This is a genomic window from Xanthobacter autotrophicus (assembly GCF_029991245.1).
Classification (GTDB): Bacteria; Pseudomonadota; Alphaproteobacteria; order Rhizobiales; family Xanthobacteraceae; genus Xanthobacter; species Xanthobacter autotrophicus_C.
The window spans coordinates 1-21907 of record NZ_JAIVFO010000074.1 but is presented as its reverse complement, the minus strand read 5'-3'; the positions used below and the strand labels follow the sequence as shown (position 1 = coordinate 21907).

The following is a 21907-nucleotide window of genomic DNA, read 5'->3' as shown; positions in this document are numbered from 1 at the left end:
GGGCAGCGGGGCAGGGGTAATCAACACCGAAACGGTGGGATTGAAGCCTTATGGCCGCACCCCGGCGGCAGGCCAACCCGTTTTCCCCCGGGAGCCAACGCGCATGTCATGCGTCAAACGCATGGCTGATGAAGGGTGACGGCATGCCCATCACCTTGGGGAGGGGTATGCACCAGCCGGCCTGTAAGCCGGGTTCTGTACGGCGGGCTTGCACCCGCGTGGCGACCATTCCTCTGGGACGCCGGTTGCCCGGCGCCTCTAGCAGTCAACCCGGACGGCGCCCCGCAGACAGGGGTGGTTTCCCGTGCCGTCCCTATTCGACTTTGCTCCCGGTGGGGTTTGCCGTGCCGCTTCCGTTGCCGGTCGCGCGGTGGGCTCTTACCCCACCGTTTCACCCTGGCCCGCGCGGACCCGAAAGCCCTTCGCGGGTGGTTTGTTTTCTGTGGCACTTTCCCTAGGGTTGCCCCCGCCGGACGTTATCCGGCACCGTGTCTGAGTGGAGCCCGGACTTTCCTCGATGCTTTCACACCGCGGCCGCCCGGCCGGCTGGTGGGGGAGCAATGGGCGCTGTCAGCGGACGCGTCAAGGGGTGGGCGCCTCACCCCACCAGCTCGAACCATTCATCCTCGGTGATCACCTGAACCCCCAGCGCCTGCGCCTTCTCCAGCTTGGAGCCGGCGCCGGGGCCCGCCACCACCAGGTCGGTCTTGGCCGAGACCGAGCCCGCCACCTTGGCGCCGAGGCGCTCCGCCATGGCCTTGGCCTCGTCGCGGGTCATCTTCTCCAGCGAACCGGTGAACACCACGGTCTTGCCGGAGACCGGGCTGGCCGCGGCCACCCGTTCCATGGGCTCGGGCGTCACCTCCTTCAGCAGGGCAGCCACCACCTCGCGGTTGCGGGGCTCGCCGAAGAATTCGATGACGGCCTCCGCCACCACGTCGCCGATGCCGTCGATGCCCAGCATTTCCTGCCAGGCATCATTGCCCTTGGGGTGCGCCTCGCCTGGGATGATCGCCGCCAGCGCGCCCGCCTCCAGCGCCTCCACGGTGCCGTAGTGGCGCATGAGGCGCTTGGCGTTGGTTTCGCCCACATGGCGGATGCCGAGGGCGAACACGAAGCGGTCCACCGCCACGGCGCGCCGCTCCGCGATGGCGGCGAACAGGTTGGTGGCGGAGGTCTTGCCCCAGCCCTCGCGGTTCTCCAGCCGCTGCAGGCCTTCCTTGTTGCGCGCCTCCAGCGTGAAGATGTCGGCGGGGGAGGCGATCAGCCCCCACTCGAAGAAGGCACGCACCTGCTTCTCGCCCAGCCCCTCGATGTCGAAGGCGTTGCGCGACACGAAGTGGCGCAGGCGCTCCACCATCTGCGCCGGGCAGATGAGGCCGCCGGTGCAGCGGCGCACCGCGTCCATCTTGCCGGTCCTGGTGTCCGTCTCGCGCACGGCATGGGAGCCGCAGGCCGGGCACAGGGTGGGGAACTCATACGGCTTCGATCCGGCGGGCCGCTTGTCCTCGATCACCCGCACCACCTGGGGGATCACGTCGCCGGCGCGCTGGACCACCACCGTGTCGCCGATGCGCACGTCCTTGCGCGCGATCTCATCCTCGTTGTGCAAGGTGGCGGAGGAGACCACCACGCCGCCCACCGTCACCGGGGAGAGCTTGGCCACCGGGGTGAGGGCGCCGGTGCGGCCCACCTGGATCTCGATATCCTCCAGCACGGTGGTGGCCTGCTCGGCCGGGAACTTGTGGGCGATGGCCCAGCGCGGCGAGCGGGAGACGAAGCCGAGGCGGCGCTGCAGCTCCAGGCTGTTCACCTTGTAGACCACGCCGTCGATGTCGTAGCCGAGCAGCGCCCGCTGCGCCTCGATGGAGCGGTAATGGGCGATCAGCCCGGCGGCGTCTTTCGCCACCACCATGAGCGGGTTGGTGGTGAAGCCCCAGCGGGCGAACGCCTCCACCACGCCGAACTGGGTCTCGGCCGGCAGGGACGAGGCCTCGCCCCAGGCATAGGCGAAGAATTTCAGCGGCCGTGACGCGGTGATGGACGGGTCGAGCTGGCGCAGGGAGCCGGCCGCGGCGTTGCGCGGATTGGCGAACACCTTCTCCTCCGCCGCCGCCTGCCGTTCGTTCAGCGCCTCGAAATCGGCGCCCGCCATATAGACCTCGCCGCGCACGTCGATGGTGTCCGGCACGTCCGCGCCCGAGAGGCGCTCGGGGATATCGGCGATGGTGCGCACGTTCTGCGTCACGTCCTCGCCCTGGCTGCCGTCGCCCCTTGTGGCGGCGACGGTGAGGCGCCCGTTCTGGTAGTGCAGGGAGCAGGAGAGCCCGTCGATCTTGGGCTCGGAGGTGAAGGCCACCTCGTCCTCCGGCCCGAGGTTGAGGAAGCGCTTCACCCGCGCCACGAACTCCACCACCTCCGCATCCGAGAAGCAGTTGGAGAGCGACAGCATGGGCACCTGGTGGGTGACCTTGCCGAACTTTTCCGACGGCGCCGCGCCCACCTTTTCCGACAGGCTGTCCTCACCCCTGAGGCCCGGAAAGCGCTCCTCTATGGCCTCGTAGCGGCGGCGCAGGGCGTCGTAGTCCGCATCGGAGACCACGGGGGCGTCCTCGCGATAATAGGCGGCGTCGTGGCCGGTGATCTCCTCCGCCAAGGCCTTGTGCTCGCTCGCAGCCTCGGCCGGGGAAAGGTCTTCGACCGGGATGGCGCGGAAGGTGGCGGCGGGCGATGCGGGCGCGGTCATGGTGTCCCCAACGGGCGCGATCCGTCGGATCGGTCGCGCTCCCCTCTCTGGCGCCCCCTTTTTGGCAAAGCGCGCCCCTGGGGGCAACTCGCCGGCGGGTGCATCCGGGAAAGACCGGGCTGTATCCATGTCGCTATCTTGTAAGATGTCCAAGATAGAGCATCGGAAGAAGAATTCGACCGGGGGGCACAATGGCCAGGGCTTCAGGATTTTCCCGCAGGATCGCCGCGCTGGCGGCCGCCACCTTCCTCTGCGCCGGCGCGCCGGCCATGGCGCAGATGGCCACCTATCCGGTGGCCGACGCGGCCAAGGACGCCGACCTCGTGGCGCGCGGCGAATATCTCGCCAAGGCGGCGGACTGCATGCCCTGCCACACCGGCGACAAGGCCAAGCCCTTCGCCGGCGGGCTCGGCCTCAACACCCCGTTTGGCGTGATCTATTCGCCCAACATCACCTCGGACCGCTCCACCGGCATCGGCCTGTGGACCTATGAGCAGTTCGTGAATGCGGTGCGCAACGGCATCCGCAAGGACGGCGCCTATCTCTATCCGGCCATGCCGTTCGATGCCTATACGCAAATCAGCGACGACGACATGAAGGCCCTGTGGGCCTATGTGCGGCGCATCCCGCCCATTCCCAACACCCCGCCGGCCAACGGGCTGGAATTCCCCTTCAACGTGCGCCTCGGCATGCTGGCGTGGCGCGAATTGTTCTTCGACGACAGCCGCTTCACCCCCACCGCCGGCAAGAGCGAGGCGTGGAACCGCGGCGCCTATCTGGTGAACGCGCTGGGCCATTGCGGCGATTGCCACACCCCCCGCAACATCATGGGCGCCACCAAGGGCAAGGCGCATTTCCTCGGCGCCGACGTGGACGGCTTCTGGGCGCCGGACATCGCCTCCGATGCGCTGAAGAAGGACGGCTGGACGGTGGACACCCTCTCAGTGTTCCTCAAGACCGGCTCGGCGCCCGCCAAGACCTCGGTGTTCGGCCCCATGGCCGAGGTGGTGCACGAGTCCCTCGGCTTCCTCACCGATGCCGACCGCGCCGCCATCGTCACCTATCTGTTCGATTCGCCCCGGCCGGCCGATGTGCCGGCCCGGCAGGCGGCCTCGCCGCTCTCGGCGGAGGTCTATGGCCGCGCCTCGGCCCTCTACGTGGACAATTGCGCCGTCTGCCACATGGACAAGGGCGCCGGCCGCGGCGACACGGTGCCGGCGCTGGCGGGCAATCCGGCGGTGGTGGCAGCCGAGCCGTACAACATCATCATGGCCGTGCTCGGCGGTCTGCCCACGGGCGGCACCTATGGCGCCATGCCGTCCTTCGCCGGCCGGCTCGACGACCAGCAGATCGCCGACCTCGCCAATTATGTGCGCACCTCCTGGGGCAACACCGCCGCGCCCAACGTGACCTCTTCCATGGTCGCCTCCTGGCGCGCCACCGCCCATGTGCCGGACTACGGCACGCAGGCGGCGGACGCCTTCACCTGCCCGGAGGTGGGCGGGGCCCCCGGCTCGGACGGGCCGGACCCGAAGGCAGTGGCGGCGCTCTCCGCCATGATGGCGGGCGGCCAGCGTTCCATTCCCATGATGGTGGATGCCTACAAGGCCGCCTCCGGAACCTCCGGCAGCGGCGCGGTGGTGGATGCGCTCACCGCCGCCTATTGCCCGGTGGTGGCGAAGAGCGACGCGCCGACCTGGCAGAAATATGCGGAGCTGCGCCGCTTCACCCTGCAGGCGGCGCTGGACGTGTCGCAGCGGACCGTCAGCGGCCCGGTGGACAGCCAGCCCATCGCCTGGGCGCTGCCGGTGGGGCCGGGCCTCGTGCTGAAGGAGCCGAAGAGCCTGGTGGGCAAGCTCGTCTGCCCGGCGGACGACGGCAAGGCGGTGCCGGCGGACCTGTCCGCCGCCGCCACCAAGCTCGTCGGCACGCCCAAGCCGCCCATGGCGGGGGATGCCGTCTCCACCCTCGCCACGACCCTCTACCAGCAGAACCCGAAGGCGCACCCGGCCGATGTGGCCAATGCGCTGATCGCGGCCTATTGCCGGGTGGTGGTGGCCCAGCCCAGGACGGTGGCGGTCCAGAACGAGCTGCTCAATGGCTTCGCCGGCCAGGCGGTGCAGGCGCTGCAGCTTTTGCCGCCGCGCAAGATCGTGGTGGAGGTTCCGGCCAAGGCGGCGGCTCCTGCGACCTCCGCGCCCGCCCAGAAGAAGTAGGACTGCCCGCCGCGGCTTTGGCTCAAGGCCGCGGCGCCAAGGTCCGGGGCGCAAGGTTTCGTTAACGATGTTTCACATGAAACGGCCGTCCCGGAGGCTCCGGGACGGCCGCTTGCGTTTCAGGGGGTGCCGCGCGAATGCGGGACGCTCCGGCGCGGATCAGTCGTGCTTGATGTCCTGAAGGCCGTCGTGGACCTGGAACAGCACGTTGCCCTCGCGCCAGGCGAAGGGGGCGGCGGGGTTCTGCACCTGGATCTCGCTCTGGGGGATGAGCTTGTCGCAGAGCATCACCAGGATGGCCTCGATGGGCGCGCTGGTGTCGTTCTCTTCGGTCATGCGGTCGATGGAGATTTCCGCCCCCTCCACGCCGTCTTCCTCGATATGCACGATGAAAATTTCTTCATGCCCATGAACACCGTGGGCCGTGACGCGGAAGGTCTCGCCCTGATACTCGAATTCCCGAACCATTGTCATTCTCACTGTTGTTTCAAGTAAAATGGTACGCAAACGCAGCGAATGGGCAGGGCGATCCCTCCCGGAAAGCGGCGGAATTTAGATGAATGATTACGGATTGGTCAAGCGGAGATGCTGGGCGGTGAAAATGCCAAAAAATTAGTCAGTTAGGTTGGCCTATCGCGCGATTGACCTATCGGCCCTTGTCCTGAACCTGCGCCACCAGTTCCTCAGCCTTGGGCAGGATGCCTGCAACGATGCGCCTGACCCCCTCCGCAGTGGGGTGAAGCCCGTCCGGCTGGACCATGGTGCGCTCGCCGGCCACGCCGTCGAGGAAGAAGGGATAGAGCAGCACCCCTTCCGCCGCCGCCAGTTCGGGGAAGATGGCGTCGAACGTCTCCTGATAGGGCCTGCCCAGATTGGGCGCCGCCCGCATGCCGGCCAGCAGCACGGTGATGCCGCGTCCCTTCAGGCGCTGGACGATCTGCGTCAGCGCCGTGCGCGTGGCAGCGGGGTTGAGGCCGCGCAGCATGTCGTTGGCGCCCAGCTCCACGATCACCGCGTCGGTGCCCTCGCGGATGGACCAGTCGAGCCGGGCGAGGCCCTGGGCCGCGGTCTCGCCGGAGACGCCGGCATTTTCGACGCTCACGTCGAGGCCCTTCGCCTTCAGCGCCGCTTCCAGCCGGGTGGGGAAGGCGGCGCTGGCGGGCAGGCCGTAGCCGGCGGTGAGGCTGTCGCCGAACGCGACGATGCGCACGGTGCGCGCCTCGGCCGCCGCCGCACTCACTGACGCGGCAAGCCCTGACGCGAACGTGAACAGGGCGAGCGCGGCCATCAGCCCCGCCGCCGCCTTAAATACCGTTTCCCATAAGGGCGCGCGCGGGCGTTCCCCGGCGGCGATCGTCGCAGTTCCCTTTTTTCGAGCCACGGCATTTTCAAGCATGGATGATGTGTCCTCTCCGCATTCCACCATTGCGCTGTCGCACGTGGACCTCTCCCTGGGAACCGGGGCGGCCCGGGTCCATGTCCTGAAGGACATCTCTGTCGAGATCGGGGCGGGGCAGGCGGTGGGGCTGGTCGGTCCCTCGGGCTCCGGCAAATCCACCTTGCTCATGGTGATGGCGGGCCTTGAGCGGGCCGACGCCGGCCGCGTCACCGTGGCCGGCACCGACATCACAAGGCTCGGGGAGGATGCGCTGGCGCGCTTTCGCGGCCGGCACATCGGCATCGTGTTCCAGTCCTTCCACCTCATCCCCACCATGACGGCGCTGGAGAATGTGGCGGTACCGCTGGAACTCATGGGCCGTGCCGATGCCTTCGCCCGCGCCGCGCAGGAGCTGGAGGCGGTGGGGCTTTCGGCCCGCGCGCAGCATTATCCGGGGCAGCTCTCCGGCGGCGAGCAGCAGCGGGTGGCGCTCGCCCGCGCGCTGGCCCCCGAGCCGCCCATCCTCGTCGCCGACGAGCCCACCGGCAATCTGGACGAGGCCACCGGCCGGCAGATCATGGACCTCATCTTTTCCGTCCACCGCGCCCGGGGCACGACGCTGGTGCTCGTCACCCACGACACCGCCCTGGCGCGGCGCTGCCAGCGGGTGCTGTCCCTGCATTCCGGGGTGGTGAAGGACGATAGCGCGATCACGTCCCGCGCCGGTGTGGAGGCGCTGTGATGGCGGCCTTCGTCGCCACGGCCCAACTGCCCCGGTCCCTGCGCTTCGCCCTGCGCGAATTGCGCGGCGCGCGGCGGGGCTTCGGCGTGTTCCTCGGCTGCCTGGTGCTGGGTGTCATGGCCATCGCTGGCATCGGCTCCTTTGCCGGGGCGCTCACCCAGGGGCTGGAGCGGGAGGGCCGCGCCATCCTCGGCGGCGACGCCGCCTTCACTTTGGTGCAGCGGGAGGCGAGCGCCGACGAGCGCGCCGTTCTCGCAAGCGGCGGCACGCTCGGAACCACCGCCTTGCTGCGGGTCATGGCCCGCACCGCCGCCGGCGACGCGGCGCTGGCCGAGGTGAAGGCGGTGGACGGCCTCTATCCCCTGGTGGGGCAGGTAGCCCTGAGCCCGCCGGCGCCGCTCGCCGACGTGCTGGGCGAAAGGGGCGGCTTCTATGGCGCGGCGGCCGATCCGGTGCTGCTGGGCCGGCTCGGCCTGAAGGTGGGCGACCGCCTGCTGCTCGGCGACGCCATGGTCGAGGTCCGCGCCGTGCTGGACAGCGAGCCGGACCGGCTGTCCTCCGGCGTCGGCTTCGGCGCGCGCCTTCTGGTCTCGCAGGCGGTGCTGCCGCAGACGCGGCTGATCCAGCCGGGAAGCCTGGTGCGCTGGAGCTATCGCGTGGCGCTGGCCGATCCCTCGCCGGCGGCGCTCACCGCCTTCATGGATGCCACGCGGGAGCGCTTCGGCGCGGCGGGCTTCGAGATGCGCACCCGCGATGGCGCCACCCCGCAGCTCGCCCGCAACGTGCGGCGCATCAGCCAGTTCCTGGCGCTGGTGGCGCTCACCGCGCTCATGGTGGGCGGGGTTGGCGTCGCCAATGCGGTGTCGAGCCATCTGGCGGCCAAGCGGGAGGTCATCGCCACCCTGAAGGCCGTGGGCGCCACGCGGCGCGACATCTTCCTCACCTATGCCGCCGAGATCGGGCTGATTGCGGCGCTGGGCATCGGCATCGGGCTCATGCTGGGGGCGGCGCTGCCGTTCGTGGCGAGCGCGGCCATCGGCGCTCTGGTGCCGTTTCCGCTGGAGCCGCGCATCGATCCGGCGGCGCTGGCGCTGGCCGCGCTCTATGGGGTGCTGGTGTCGGCCCTGTTCTCTTTGCTGCCGCTGGCGCGGGCGCAGCAGGCGCGGGTCTCCGCTTTGTTCCGGGATGGCATCGGCGAGCCGGCGGTGAAGGTTGGCCTTGGCACTTTTCTCGCGGTGGCGGGGGTGGGCGCGGCGCTGGTGGTGCTGGCCATGGCAACCTCGGAGGACCGGCGCGCCGCCGCCGTCTTCCTCGGTGCGGCGGCGCTGGTGTTCCTGCTGTTGCGGGGAGTCGCCGCCGGGCTGATGTCTCTGGCCCGCAGGGCACCACGGCCGAGGGATGCCATGGTGCGCCTCGCGCTGGCCAATGTGTACAGGCCGGGGGCGCTGACGCCATCCGTCGTGCTCTCGCTAGGGCTCGGCCTGTCGCTGATGGTGGGCATCGCCTTGGTCGATGCGAGCCTGAGCCGGGAGCTGGCCGGCCCGATGCGGCAGGCGGCGCCGAGCTTCTTCTTCGTGGATGTGCCCAGCGGCGAGGAGGCGGAGTTCCGCGCCTTCCTGGCCGCGAGCGCCCCCGGCACCGAGGTGAAGGCGGTGCCCATGCTGCGCGGGCGCATCACCAAGGTGAAGGACACCCCCGCCGAGGAGGTGAAGCCGCGCGCCGATGCCGCCTGGGTGCTGCAGAGCGATCGTGGCATCTCCAGCGCCGCCGAGGTGCCAGAGGGCTCGCGGGTGGTGGCGGGCCAGTGGTGGAGCGCAGACGAGACCGAGCCCCTCGTCTCCTTCGACGCGGAGCTGGCCAAGGGCCTCGGCCTCGCGCTGGGCGATCATGTGACCGTGAACGTGCTCGGCCGCCCCATCACCGCCCGCATCGCCAACCTGCGCGAGGTGAAGTGGGAGCGGCTCGGCATCAATTTCGTCATGGTGTTCTCGCCGGTCACCTTCGCTGGGGCGCCGCACACGGTGCTGGCCACCCTCACCTTTCCCGATGGCGGGGACACGGCGCGGGAAGTGGCGCTGCTGAAGGCGGTGGCGGGGCGCTTTCCGGCCATCACCACGGTGCGGGTGAAGGAGACGCTGGAAGAGGCCCAGCGCATGCTCGACAACCTGTCGCTGGGCATCCGCGCGGCGAGCCTCGTCACCCTCATTACCTCGGTGCTGGTGCTGGCCGGCGCGCTGGCGGCGGGGCGCGAGGGCCGCATCTATGACGCGGTGATCCTGAAGACGCTGGGGGCGACGCGGGGCCGGCTCATGTTCGCCTACGCCCTCGAATATGCCGGGCTCGGGCTTGCCACCGCGCTGGTGGCCGTGGCGGCCGGCAGCCTTGCCGCCTATGGGGTAGTGACGCAGGTGATGGATATCGGCTTCAGCTTCTCGCTGCCGGCCGCCGCCGGGGCGGTCATCGGCGCGCTGGTGGTCACCGTGGGCGTCGGGCTGGCCGGCACCCTGCGGGCGCTTTCGGTCCCGCCCGCGCGGGTGCTGCGGCATCTGTGAGACGCGCTTCATCGACCGAGGGAACAAGCCCGCGCGGCGCTTGAGCGACACCCTCTCGGCACCGGTCAAAGACCAGCGCCGTTGGCATAAGACGCGTCGGCCGCGGGCGAACGCCTCCGGCTGCGGTCGCGGGTGGAAGCCCTCCGACCGCGCCCGGCCCGCCCGGTGCGACGCTTGCGACGGACCATGCGCCTTGATCGCGCGTCGCCGCCGTGCCAGCACGGACAAAACAGATCAGGGAGCGGCGCGATGGACACTGGGCGCACGGGAGGCGAGGCGGACCTCGTCATCGGCGAAGGGCGGGCGCTTCACGCCCATCCCCTGCGCGCGCAGGTCTTGCGCGAGCTGCATGCGCGCCCGTTCGCGCCGGCGCAGGCGCCCCGGCGCATGTTGCATGCCGCCTTCCTTCTGGACCCGAGCACGGCGCAGGCCGATCGCGCGGCGCTGGCGGCCCTGTGCAATGCGCGGGGGCTTCCCGCGCCGGCCTCAAGCGCCAAGTATCACCACGTCTCGTTCGGCGGCGCCGAGCTGAGGTGGGAAAGCCACGCTGAATTCTGCACCTACACCTGGGACCTGCCCTCCAGCGGCATCCAGCCCGGCGGCCTGCCGTTCCAGCCGCCGGCGGCGACCCTCGCGAGCCCCTTCGGGGAGGTGCCGCAGCCCGGCCCGCTGCTGGTGGCGGTGGATCTCCACCTTGTGCCCGACACCGCCGAGGATTTCTTCCTCGATCAGGTGTTCGACCGATCGAGCCTCGCCCGCGCCGACGTGAACGACGGCTTCGCCGAGATCGCCACCGACTTCATGCCCGATCCGTCTGGCTTTGTGCGCATCCTGGTGCGCAACCGGGGCCTCGGGGCGGATGCGGCCGGCGCGCTGGTGCAGCGGCTTCTGGAGATCGAGACCTACCGCACCCTCGCCCTGCTCGGCCTGCCGGAGGCGCAGCGCCTGTCGCCGGAGGTGGCGCGCATCGAGGCGCGGCTTGCCACGGCAGCGACCGCCATGACCTCCGCCAAGGGGCTTGTGGACAACAACAACCTCCTGAACCAGCTGGTGGCGCTCGCGGCCGAGCTGGAGGCGGGAGCGGCCGGCGCCTTGTTCCGTTTCGGCGCCAGCCGGGCCTATATGGAGATCGTGCGGCTGCGCCTTGCCACCATCCGCGAGGTGCCGGTGACGGGCTTTCCCACCTGGCAGCAATTCCTCGATCGCCGGATGCAGCCGGCCATGCGCACCTGCTTTGCGGTGGAGGAGCGGCAGGACAAGATCGCCGGCAAGCTGTCCAACGCCGCCGACCTGCTGCGCACCCGCGTGGACGTGGAGCTGGAGCAGCAGAACCGCGACCTGCTCACCTCCATGAACGAGCGCACCCGCCTGCAACTGCGGTTGCAGCGCACGGTGGAAGGCCTCTCGGTGGCGGCCATTTCCTATTATGTGGTCAGCCTGTTCCACCACATGGCCGAGGGCATCCACGAGAGCGGGATCGACGTGCGGACCTTCGGCGTCCATCTCGACGTGGGCCTTGCCACGGCGCTGGCGGTGCCGCTGGCGGTGCTCGGCGTGTGGTCGGTGGTGCGGCGAATCCGCCGGTCCCACGGCGACAGCGACTGAGGCGGGCGGCCTCGCAGACCGGCGCCACGAAGGCTTGGCCATGGCGCCTCGACCGCATTGATCCACCCGCGGCAGGACGTTTCGCCCACCGTGGACCTTCGGCCACCTTGCGTCCGCGCCCGTCCTGCCGGACCTTTTCTTGAACCTCACCGGGGACGGGCTGTGCCCGCCACCGTCGCCATACGCGCTCTCGCGGAGCCCTCCATGCAGCCGATCCAGATCGCCGTCGTCCCCGTCACGCCGTTCGAGCAGAACTGCTCGCTGTTGTGGTGCACCCGGACCATGAAGGGCGTGGTGATCGATCCCGGCGGCGATCTCGACAAGATCCGCTCGGCCATCGCCGAGACCGGGATCAGCGTGGACAAGATCCTGTTGACCCACGGCCATGTGGACCATGCCGCCGGTGCCGCCGAGCTTGCCGAGACCCTCGGCGTCAAGGTGGAGGGGCCGGGCGAGGCCGACCAGTTCATCATGGACGACATCCCCGCCGCGGCCGCCCGATACGGCATTCCCAACGCCCGCGCGGTGACGCCCGACCGCTATCTCAGCGAGGGCGAAACGGTGAGCGTGGGCGATCTCACCCTCGATATCCTGCATGTGCCGGGGCACACGCCGGGCCATCTCGTCTTCGTCCACAAGCCGGTCGGCATCGCCATCGTGGGCGACACCCTGTTCCGCGGCTCGGTGGGCCGCACCGACTTTCCCTATGGCGATCCGGACCTGCTGATCGCCGGCATCGTCGGCAAGCTGCTGCCGCTGGGGGACACTGTGGTCTGCCTGCCCGGTCATGGTCCTGTCACCAGCATCGGCGACGAAAAGGCCCACAACCCGTTTCTTCCGCGCTGATCTTCCGCCCGTGACGCGCAAGGAGGCGCTGCCACCGTGACCGCCCCGCGCTATGCCCTCTATCTCGCCCCGCCCGCCGAAAGCGCCCTGTGGCGCTTCGGCTCGTGCGTGCTCGGCTATGATGCGCAGACCGGCGCCGAGCCGGCCTTTCCGGACCTCCCGGGCTTCGATGCCGAGGTCTGGCAGGCGGCCACCGCCGAGCCGCGGCGCTACGGCTTCCACGGCACCCTGAAGGCGCCGTTCCGCCTCGCGGAGGGGAAGACGGAACAGGATCTCGTGGCCGCCGTCGCCGCCTGCGCCGCCGGCCACCATGCGTTCGAGATGCCACCCCTGGAGGTGCGCGCCATCGGCCCCTTCGTGGCCCTGGTGCCGGCGGTGCCGGCGCCGAAGCTCGAACACCTCGCCGCCTCCTGCGTCCTGGAGCTGGAGGGGATGAGGGCGCAGCTTTCGCCGGAGGACATGGCGCGGCGCAAGCCGGATCGGCTGTCGGCGCGGCAGATCAGCCATCTGGAAACCTACGGCTATCCTTATGTGCTGGACGAGTTCCGCTTCCACATGACCCTGACCGGCCCGTTGCCGGAGGGCGAGCGCAGCCACGCCATGAACGCGCTGGCCGACGCCTACCACGGCAGCGGCGCGGAGGTGCCGGTGACCGTTGGCGATGTTGCCCTTTATGTGCAGGACGCACCGGGCGCGCGCTTCCGCATCCTCAGGCGGCTGCCGTTCGGCGGTGAGCAGTGCGGGGGTGAGCGGTGAAAGTGCTCGGCGAAACGCCGCTCATCGATCCCACCGCGCAGGTGAAGGCCTCCACCCTCGGCCGCTATACCGAGGTGGGCGCCCGCACCAAGCTGCTCGAAGTGGAGATGGGCGACTATTCCTATGTGGTGAACGACGCCGACATCGCCTATGCGCGCATCGGCAAGTTCTGCTCCATCGCCGCCATGACGCGGCTCAATCCGGGCAACCATCCCACCTGGCGGGCGTCGCAGGCGCATTTCACCTATCGTGCCTCCGCCTATTTTCCCGGCGAAGAGGACGAGGCGGACTTCTTCCAGTGGCGCCGCGACCAGAAGCTGACCCTCGGCCATGACGTGTGGATCGGCCATGGGGCCGTGGTGCTCGCCGGGCGCAGCGTGGGCACCGGCGCGGTGGTGGCGGCGGGGGCGGTGGTGAGCAAGGATGTGCCGGCCTACGCCATCGTCGCCGGGGTGCCGGCGCGGGTGGTGAAGGAACGCTTTCCGGCGGACATCGCCGCGCGCCTCCAGACGCTGAGCTGGTGGGACTGGAGCCATGACCGGCTTCGGACCGCCCTGCCGGACTTCCGCGCGCTTCCCATCGCAGCGTTCCTGGAGAAGTACGAGGGGTGAACGCGGGCGCTGCGTCTTCGGTCACCGTGCGTAACCATAGACGGCGATGGGCGGGCGGCTCGGTTGTCTCGCGCGGGCGCAGGGCCTAACTGTCTTGGCGTTCGAGCACGGCGCGATCCCGGACTCTGATCTTGGTGCCGCGCCGGTGCCGCTCGAACCGTCTTCAGGCTGGTCAGGGGTCCGCGTATGCCTGTTTCCATCCGCGTCACGCGTGCCGCCGCAAGCCGGATCGCCGCCGGCTTCGGCGCTTTGGCGCTCGCCATGGCCGGCCTTGGCGCACAGGCGCAGGAGCTGACCCGGCTCTATGCGCCCAAGCCCCCGGCCGGCTCGGCCTATGTGCGCGTGATCGACCTGGCCCGCAGCGGCGCGCCCATCGCCTTCGGATCAGGTCCGGCGGCGCCGGTGCCACCGGGCGACACCGCCACCATCTACCGCGTGGTGAAGGGCGGGGCGCCGCTCGCCCTCAGCATCGACGGCCGGCCCGTGGCGGGGGCGTTGGTGCCTGCGGCGGATGCCTTCTCCACCGTGGTGGTGCCGGCGGGCGGCCCGGCGGTGGTCATCGCCGATTCCACCGAGGGCCGCAACGACCTGAAGGCCCAGCTGCGCTTCTACAATCTCGTGCCCGGCTGCGACGGCGCCGTCACCGTGGCCGATGGCGGTCCCACCGTGTTCGAGGCGGTGGCGCCCAATGCCACGCGCCAGCGCGCCATCAATCCCATCGAGGCGATCCTTGCGGCCACCTGCGGGGCGGCGGCTTCCGGCCCCCTGACCCTGCCGCCGCTGAAGGCCGGGGACCACTACAGCCTGTTCCTGCTGCCGGGTGCCGCCGGCCCGGTGCTCACCGGCCAGCGCGACGAGACCGAGCCCTATCGCGGCGCCGGCAACTAGAGCGTTTTCCGCTCGCCCTGGCTCGCGGCAATCGCTCTAGAACTTTGTGTTAACGCGTTTTCTTCACGCGAACCGGGATCCACTTCGCTTGAAAACGCTCTGACCGGCCAGCAGGAACGCAAGCGCCCATGGTCTTCGCCTCCGACAGTTTCCTGTTCCTGTTCCTGCCGGTGTTCCTCATCGTCTACGCGCTGACGCCGGGGGCGGCGCGGAACCTTGCCATCCTCGCCTTCTCCTGGCTGTTCTATGCCTGGTGGCGGGCGGACTTCCTGCCGCTCATCGTCTCCATCGCCGTGTGGTCCTGGGCCACGGGCCTGTGGATCACCCGCGCGGACGGCGCCGCGCGGCGGCGGGCGCTGCTGGTGGGGATCGCGTGGCCGCTGGCGTCCCTCGTCTGGTTCAAATACGCCAACATGTTCGTGCATTCGGCCGGAGCGCTGGGGGCCTCGGTGTGGGGCTGGCAGGATGTGCTCCTGCCCATCGGCCTCAGCTTCTTTGTGTTCGGCGCCATCTCCTATTCCACCGACGTGTTCCGGGGCACGGTCGCTGCCGAGCCCTCGTTCGTGAACTATGCCACCTACCAGTCCATGTTCGGCCACCTCGTGGCCGGTCCCGTGGTGCGCTACGAGTGGGTGGCGCAGCGGCTGAAGGCGCGCACCTTCCACCGCGCCGAGTTCATGTTCGGCGTGGAGCGCTTCATGCTCGGCTTCGCCCAGAAAGTGCTCATCGCCGATACGCTGGCCCCCCTGGTGGATGCGGGCTACGCACTGGCCGAGCCGACCACGGCGGACGTGCTGCTGGCGGTGGCGGGCTATACGCTCCAGCTCTATTTCGACTTTTCCGGCTACAGCGCCATGGCCATCGGCCTCGGACTGATGGTGGGGCTGAAATTCCCCGAGAATTTCAACAATCCCTATCTTGCCACCTCGCTTGCCGATTTCTGGCGGCGCTGGCACATCTCGCTGTCCACGTGGCTGCGCGACTATCTCTACATTCCGCTGGGCGGCAACCGGGGCTCCACCGGCCGCGTCTCCCTGAACCTGCTCATCACCATGGGCCTCGGCGGCCTGTGGCACGGGGCGAGCTGGACCTTCCTCATCTGGGGCCTGTGGCACGGCTTCGGCCTGATGGTGGGGCGGGTGTGGAAGGCGGCGCGCCTGCCCGGCACGGGTGCGCTGCTGGGCCATGGGCTCACGCTGGCTTTCGTCATGGTCGGCTGGGCGCTGTTCCGCGCCGCGAACTGGGACGAGGCGGGGCGCATCTTCTCCGGCCTCGCGGGTGCCCACGGGCTGGCCCCCTCCCCCGCCATGGGGGCGGCGATCCGGCCGCTGGAGCTGGTCACCCTCGTCCTCGGCATCGGCCTCATCTATCTGCCGAAGCTGGTGCGCATCGACCCCTCCGCGCCCAATCCGGGCCATGCGCTGCGGGCGTGGACGGCGCTGCCCCTGTTCCTGTTCGCGGTGTTCGTGCTGCAGGGCCGGATCGTCGTGCCCTTCCTCTATTTCCAGTTCTGACGCGCCATGACGACCCTCGCCCGCACTCTCGCCACTTTGGCCTTCCTGGCGCTGATGCTCGCCGGCCTCGGCTTCGTCGCGGCGCGGTTCTCGGCCCCGGAGAGCCGGGAGGCGCTTGCCGCTGTTGCCGCTCCGATGGACATCCTGGAAGGCCGCTTCACCGCAGTGCTGGACAAGCAGGTGGTCGCCGCCTTGCCCAAGCTGACGGCGCTCGATGACATCGCCTCGGGCCTTGCCTACCGCCTGCTCGGCGATGCCGGGCCGCTGGTGCGCGCCGGGTGCCCGGGCTGGCTGTTCTATGCCGACGAGATCGTCGAGCCGCGCGAGCGGGAGACCCATGTGGCGGAGCGCCTCCGGCTCGCCGCGAAGATCCGCGATCATCTCGCCGCGCGGAACATCGCCCTGGTGGTGCTGCCGGTGCCCGACAAGGCCCTGCTGGCGGGGGACAGGCTCTGCGGCCTGCCGGTGGCGGATCTGGCGGCCCGGCGTTTTGCCGCGTGGTGGGAGGGGAGCCGCGCGCTCGGCCTCGACCAGGTGGAGATCGCGCCCGGCTGGCCCGCTGCGGACGGCTTCCTGCGCACCGATACCCACTGGAGCCCTTTGGGTGCGCGGCGCGCCGCCGCGCGCGTGGCCGAGCATGTGGCGCGCAAGATCGGCGCCGGGTCGCAGAAGGTGACGCTGAAGGAAAGCGCGCCGCATGCGCGTGTGGGCGACCTCATGCGCCTTGCCGGGCTGGAGCGCTCCTGGCCGTGGTCGGGTCCCGAGCCCGACCAGGTGCCGGAGGTGTCCGTCACCATCGCCCGCACCGGCGGCCTGCTCGACGACGTGCCCGCCCCCGCGGTGGTGCTGGCGGGCTCCTCCTTCTCGCGCAATTCCGGTTTCCTGGATTATCTGCAGGCGGCCTCGGGCTATGAGGTGGCGCAGAAGAGCGCCGACGGCAGCGGCTTTGCCGGCCAGCTCCTGGAGTTTTTGATGAACGAGCCTGAAAGTCTCGCGCAGACACGGCTCATCGTATGGGAGTTTCCGATGCGTGCGTTCACCCGCCCGCTGACGGAGACCGAACGCCGCTTTATGGGAGACCCGCCATGACGCTTCACGCCTTCACCCGCCGCCGGCTGCTGGCCGGAGCAGCCCTTGCCTCGGCGCTCGCCGTCGCGGGCGCGGCGGCTCCGGCGGTGGCGCAAAGCGCGTCCGGCGGCGCTCCCATCCTCATCGGCAAGGACGGCTGGCTGTTTCCCGGCTGGGAAAGCCTCACCGTTCTGGACCGCGCCGGCATCGCCGCCAATGTGGGGCTGATCAAGGACGCCAAGGCGGCCCTCGCCGCGCGGGGCGTCACCCTCGTCACTTTGGTGGTGCCGCTGAAGGCCACCTTCTACAAGGCGCGCCTGCCGGACGGCGCCAGCCTGTCGGCGGAGGTGGCGGGGCAATACGATTTCATCCTCGACGAACTGAAGAAGGCCGGCATCGACACCCTGGACCTGCGTCCGGTCCTGAAATCGGTGGAGACCGGCCGGCAGACCAGCTTCTACCGGGCCGACTACCACTGGACCGCATGGTCGTCTGAGGCGGCGGCGGATGCGGTGGCCGCATTCATCAAGGGCAAGGTCGCCAGGCTCGCCGGCACGCCGGGCGGCGACAGGCTGGGGGAATGGGTCACCCAGCGCCATCTGGGCGACCTTGCCGAGCGCTTCCTTCCGCCGGACCAGCAGAAGCAGGTGGGGCCGGACCTCTACACCGTGCGCACACCGCCCGCCGCCAAGGCCTCCCTGCTCGATGGCGGGCCGGCGCCCGTCCATGTGGTGGGCAACAGCTTCGTGCAGCCCTATCTCGGCTTCCCGCAGAAGCTCTCCAACGTGCTCGACCGGCCGGTGTCCCTCACCTGGAACCCCGGCAATGTGGGTCCGTGGCTCACCTTCCTCCAGTCCGTGGGCACGCCGGACTTCGCCAAGGCGCCGCCGCAGGTGCTGGTGTGGCAGTTCAACGAGGGGCCGTTCCACAGCGGCCCGCAGGCCGCCGACCAGTGGGATGCGCCCTCCCTCATGAGCGGCGAGATCTGGCGGGAGCGGATGCGCGCGGCGATCGGGAAGTAAACTGGAAGTTAAGAGCAGGAGCGCAACGCGCCGCCTCCTTCACGCAGGCGACGCATTTCTTCTGGGCGGATGCGGGGTTGCGCGGCTGATATGGTAAACAAAGTATTTATGTAAGTATTCCATTCACCGTGCCCCTTAAGGTTAACCCCGGTTTAAATAATCCCTGAGACGGTGGCGCCATGACCACCGCGATTCCTCTCCGCACGGCTCTCCTTTCCCTGTCGCTTCGGGCGCCGTGGCGCCTCAGCCGCAAGGCCATCGGCGTGATGCTGGCCGCCTCGGTGGCGGCAGGCTCGCTCGCCGGGGCCATGCCGGCCCGGGCCGAGCCGCCGGAGCTGACCGGCGCGGCCTGGGCCGCGGCCGACCGGGCCTATGCCGCCCAGCGCGACAAGAAATATTCGGAGACGGTGGCCTATGCCCGCGAGGCACTGAAGCTGCGGCCCGACGTGGCGCGCCTGTGGCTGCTGCTGATGGATGCGCTGGAGGCCCAGGGCAAGACCGCCGAGGCGGTGGCCGCTGGCAACCAGGCCATCGCCGCCGGGATCACAGACCAGACGCTGGTGGCGCGCGTGCGGGCGCAGAGCAAGATTCTGGCACAGGCGCCTTCGCTGGCCGCCAACAAGGCGCTGGAGGCCTCCAATCCGAAGGCGGCCGTGGAGGCGGCGAAGAAGGCCATCGCGCTGGTGCCGGACGATCTGAGCTACCGCATGCTGCTGGTCTACGCCCTCATCGCCGACGGGCAGATCGAGGCGGCGGAGAAAGCGGCGGGCGAGGCGGCGGAGGTGGATCCGCAATCCTTCCTGCCCCATACCCTGCGCGGCTATCTGCGCGAGCGGCTCGGCCGCATCGCCGAGGCCGAGCAGGATTTCGACACGGCCCTCAAGGACGAGGTGCTGAGCGGGGCCACCGCGCGCGACGTGCGCCTGGTGATGGCCGATGCCGCCATCGCCGCCGGCCACCCCCAGCGCGCCATCAAGCTGCTGGAGCCGGTGCAGCCGCAGGATGCGGCCATCGTGGCGCGGCTGCGCGTGGCCCGGGCCCAGGAGAAGAACCCGAAGCTGGTGCCCGACAAGGCGTTCCAGAGCCTGCCCGTGCCTTACCAGAAGTGCGTGGACACGCCCTACGGGCCGTCGTGCAGCCTCGTGCCCGCCACCACGCCCCCGGGCGGCGGGGTTTCCGACACCCCCGGCTACGATGCCGCGCTCGAAGCCTTCAACGCCTATCGCGACGGCAACGATGCGCTCGCCGAGACCCGCATCCGCGAGGCGCTGAAGGACAATCCCGGCAACCCCACCTGGCGCCGCCTGCTGGTGGACACGCTGGAGCGCGCCAAGAAGTTCAAGGATCTGGACGGCGCCATCCGCGACGCCATCGCCCAGGGCGACACCGATCCGACCCTGCTGGCCCTGCGCGCCGCCAACGAGAAGCGCCTCGCCGAGCCCTTGGCGGAACAGGCCATCAAGGAGATTGCGCGCGGCAAGGCGCAGGCCGCCGTCACCCTCGCCCGGCAGGCGGTGGACCGGGCGCCGGACGCCCTGGTGTTCCGCATGGTGCTCATCAACGCCCTGATGGCCGCGGGACAGGTCAAGGAGGCCGAGGCCGCCGCCGCCGGCGCGGTCGCCGACAATCCGAGCGAGCCCTTGCCCCACGTCCTGCGCGGCTATCTGCTGCAGAAGCTCGGCCAGCGCGACGAGGCGGTCAAGGAATTCGACACGGCGCTGGCCAGCCCGGTGCTGACCGATCTTGAGGACCTGAACTTCCGCCTCATCGCCGCCCATGCCGCGCTCGCCGCCGGGCAGGCCGCCGACGCGCTGAAGCTGCTTGAGCCCGTTGATGCGGGCAAGAACAAGGAGATCGTGCCCCTGCTCAAGCAGGCCGAGGCGCTGATGAAGACGCCGGGCGGTGCGCGCCCGGCCCTGGTGCAGCCCGTGGTGCTGTGCCAGCCCACGTCCTACGGCGTCATCTGCTCGGTCTTCGCCGGCCAGTCCATGCAGGTGGCGGGGGCGGGCCTGAACCCGGCCGCGCCCGGCTATGCCGCCGCCAGCGCCGCCTATGCCGCCTTCGCCAAGCGCGACTATGCCACCGCCATCGCCGAGGCGCGCCGGGCGGTGGATGCCGAGCCCGGCAACACGACCTATCAGGTGCTGCTGCTCAATGCCCTCACCTCGGCGGGACGCTATCGGGAGGCCGAGGCGGTGGCGAACCGTCTTCTCGCCGGCAACCCGCGCGATGCGACGCTGCTGGTGCAGCGGGCGAACCTGCGCATGCGGGCGCGCGACTTCTCCGGCGCCATCCAGGATTTCCGTGCCGCCCTCGCCTCCGGCCGCCTGCCGGCCGATCAGGTTCGGCAGGTGCGCCTCGGCCTCGCCGATGCCGGCCTTTCGGCCAAACAGCCGGCCGTCGCCCTCGACGCCCTCGCGCCCTACCGGGGTGAAGCCAGCTACGAGGTACAGGCGCGGGTCGGCTTCGCCACGCTGGCCCTCGACGACAAGGAGGCGGCGCTCACCGCCTTCACCCTTGCCGCCGCCAGCGCGCGCAGTGGGCAGGAGCGCATGGCCATGCTCACGGCGCGCATCGGCGTGCTGTCCCAGCTCGGGCGCAAGGAGGAGGCGCGCCAGCTGTTCCTCTCCGCCTACAATTCCGGTGCCCTGCGCGGCATGAAGGCGGTGGACCTTGCGGTGCTGGCGAGCCAGGCGGGCGAGGATGATCTCGCCTACGAATACTTCTCGGAAGCCAACAGCCGCTGGCAGCTGCGCGGCACCAACCTGATCAATGCCGGTTATGCGGCGAGGCACACCTATCACAATGCCGAGGCGGTGGATTACTTCAAATCCGCCATCGACGAGGCGCGCGAGGGCAAGCTGCAGCTTGATCCGCAATATCTGTTCGGCCTTCGCCGCGAGGTGGCGGAGCTGACGCGAACCTGGGGCGCCTATGCCTCGGTGAGCTACGGCGCGGTGGGCGTCGCCCCCGGCTCCTATCTGGCGCCGCCCTCGCCGGGCGCCAACCACACCATCGGTGCGGGGGGCGAGATCTACTGGCGGCCGCCGGGCATCGGCTATCGCGATGGCGCCATCTTCGAGCTGTTCGTGCGCGGTTTCGGCACGCTCTACAGCGACGCGGGCGGACCCACCGGCTTCGACACCATCCAGGGCGGCGCGGGCGCGCGGTGGAAGCCGTTCAAGAGCGAGAACCTGGTGTTCGAGGCGTCCTACCTGTTCCCGGTGGGCCAGTATGCCCGCGACGACGTGCTGCTGCGCGCCGCCTATTCCAAGAGCGAGGGCACCGACCTGCGGGTGGACGTGGACAATTGGCGGGCCTGGCAGATCTATGCCGACTACAATTACTTCGTCATGGAACCGCAGACGGTAGCCACCTTCGAGGCGCGCTACGGCCATGCGTGGCGGCTCGACTCCCTCTCCGACCGGCTGGTGCTGTGGCCCTACCTCGCCATCGGCGGCGGCTACGACACCGGCTATGCCACGCCCTTCGCCCTCGGCGCGGGACCGGGCGCGACCCTGCGCTACTGGTTCAACGAGGACGCATATGCCGCGCCCCGCTCCTACCTCGACCTGACGCTGCAATATCGCTTCAAGCTGGCGGGGGACGAGCGGGCCGAGGGCATCTTCGCCGGGGCCTTCCTGTCCTATTAATACCATCGGCCTCGGTCTTTGACCGATGCCGAGTGGGTACGCGCCACAACTCGGGTGTTCCCGAGTTGTGGCTGTCAAAGCCGGATCCGGCAATGGCCGGAGCCGGGCGCCGCGCGGGCTTGACCAATGGCCCATGAGCAAAGCTCACGGCCACTGGTATGAGCGGGTGCGACAAAGGGGCCTTGAAGGGGGCGGCCACAGGGCCCGCCCCCTTGCGCCACATCAAGGCGCCGCAAGGGCCGGCGCCCCATGGTCGCGGCCATGACCCAGGCTTCCTTCTGCCCCGCCCCCAAGCTTGATGCCGCCACCC

At 69.9% G+C, this 21907-nt stretch carries 15 protein-coding genes and 1 other RNA gene; 12 read left to right on the top strand and 4 right to left on the bottom strand.

Going from position 1 to position 21907, the window contains the following annotated elements; translation table 11 throughout:
• Window positions 1–168: 168 nt before the first annotated feature.
• Window positions 169–550, bottom strand: an RNA gene (gene rnpB / locus K9U41_RS13645) — RNase P RNA component class A.
• A gap of 48 nt (window positions 551–598) precedes the next feature.
• Window positions 599–2746, bottom strand: a complete 2148-nt coding sequence (gene ligA, locus K9U41_RS13640; RefSeq protein ID WP_282641381.1) for an NAD-dependent DNA ligase LigA — start codon at window positions 2744–2746, stop codon at window positions 599–601.
• 191 nt (window positions 2747–2937) lie between these two features.
• Here ligA and K9U41_RS13635 point away from each other — a divergent pair, with 191 nt between their 5' ends.
• A complete protein-coding gene (locus K9U41_RS13635; protein WP_282641380.1) occupies window positions 2938–4962 on the top strand; it encodes a c-type cytochrome in 2025 nt (674 codons plus the stop codon).
• Window positions 4963–5121: 159 nt separating this feature from the next.
• Here K9U41_RS13635 and K9U41_RS13630 read toward each other — a convergent pair whose 3' ends face one another.
• Both K9U41_RS13630 and K9U41_RS13625 read right to left on the bottom strand, forming a co-directional pair.
• Window positions 5122–5430, bottom strand: a complete 309-nt coding sequence (locus K9U41_RS13630) for a hypothetical protein (protein WP_282641379.1) — start codon at window positions 5428–5430, stop codon at window positions 5122–5124.
• A gap of 178 nt (window positions 5431–5608) precedes the next feature.
• Window positions 5609–6250 (bottom strand): arylesterase, encoded by a 642-nt coding sequence (locus tag K9U41_RS13625; protein ID WP_282641378.1) that lies wholly within the window; start codon window positions 6248–6250, stop codon window positions 5609–5611.
• 106 nt (window positions 6251–6356) lie between these two features.
• On the opposite strand from K9U41_RS13625, the gene K9U41_RS13620 reads away from it, so the two are divergent.
• The 11 genes from K9U41_RS13620 to K9U41_RS13570 all read left to right on the top strand — a co-directional run bounded on the left by K9U41_RS13620 (window position 6357) and on the right by K9U41_RS13570 (window position 21597).
• Entirely contained in the window at window positions 6357–7082 is a 726-nt protein-coding gene (locus tag K9U41_RS13620; RefSeq protein WP_282641377.1) for an ABC transporter ATP-binding protein, read from the top strand.
• Window positions 7082–9634, top strand: coding sequence for an ABC transporter permease (locus K9U41_RS13615; protein WP_282641376.1), 2553 nt, complete (start codon window positions 7082–7084; stop codon window positions 9632–9634). The genes K9U41_RS13620 and K9U41_RS13615 overlap by 1 nt, the downstream gene beginning before the upstream one ends.
• A 249-nt stretch (window positions 9635–9883) precedes the next feature.
• Window positions 9884–11239 carry a DUF3422 family protein gene (locus K9U41_RS13610; RefSeq protein ID WP_282641375.1) on the top strand — a complete coding sequence of 452 codons (1356 nt, stop codon included), beginning with the start codon at window positions 9884–9886 and terminating at the stop codon, window positions 11237–11239.
• A gap of 204 nt (window positions 11240–11443) precedes the next feature.
• Window positions 11444–12085 (top strand): MBL fold metallo-hydrolase, encoded by a 642-nt coding sequence (locus K9U41_RS13605; protein WP_282641374.1) that lies wholly within the window; start codon window positions 11444–11446, stop codon window positions 12083–12085.
• A 36-nt stretch (window positions 12086–12121) separates the two neighbouring features.
• Window positions 12122–12841, top strand: coding sequence for a DUF1045 domain-containing protein (locus tag K9U41_RS13600; RefSeq protein WP_282641373.1), 720 nt, complete (start codon window positions 12122–12124; stop codon window positions 12839–12841).
• Window positions 12838–13452: a chloramphenicol acetyltransferase gene (locus K9U41_RS13595; RefSeq protein WP_432715795.1), complete on the top strand. Its 615-nt coding sequence runs from the start codon at window positions 12838–12840 to the stop codon at window positions 13450–13452. The genes K9U41_RS13600 and K9U41_RS13595 overlap by 4 nt, the downstream gene beginning before the upstream one ends.
• A 186-nt stretch (window positions 13453–13638) precedes the next feature.
• Entirely contained in the window at window positions 13639–14340 is a 702-nt protein-coding gene (locus K9U41_RS13590) for an alginate O-acetyltransferase AlgF (RefSeq protein ID WP_282641371.1), read from the top strand.
• Between the two features lie 128 nt (window positions 14341–14468).
• A complete protein-coding gene (locus K9U41_RS13585) occupies window positions 14469–15854 on the top strand; it encodes an MBOAT family O-acyltransferase (RefSeq protein WP_282641370.1) in 1386 nt (461 codons plus the stop codon).
• Window positions 15855–15860: 6 nt separating this feature from the next.
• Window positions 15861–16943 (top strand): alginate O-acetyltransferase AlgX-related protein, encoded by a 1083-nt coding sequence (locus K9U41_RS13580; protein ID WP_282641369.1) that lies wholly within the window; start codon window positions 15861–15863, stop codon window positions 16941–16943.
• A complete protein-coding gene (locus K9U41_RS13575) occupies window positions 16940–17944 on the top strand; it encodes an alginate O-acetyltransferase AlgX-related protein (RefSeq protein ID WP_282641368.1) in 1005 nt (334 codons plus the stop codon). The genes K9U41_RS13580 and K9U41_RS13575 overlap by 4 nt, the downstream gene beginning before the upstream one ends.
• Before the next feature lie 179 nt (window positions 17945–18123).
• Window positions 18124–21597, top strand: a complete 3474-nt coding sequence (locus K9U41_RS13570) for a bacteriophage N4 adsorption protein A (protein WP_282641367.1) — start codon at window positions 18124–18126, stop codon at window positions 21595–21597.
• Window positions 21598–21907 lie beyond the last annotated feature (310 nt).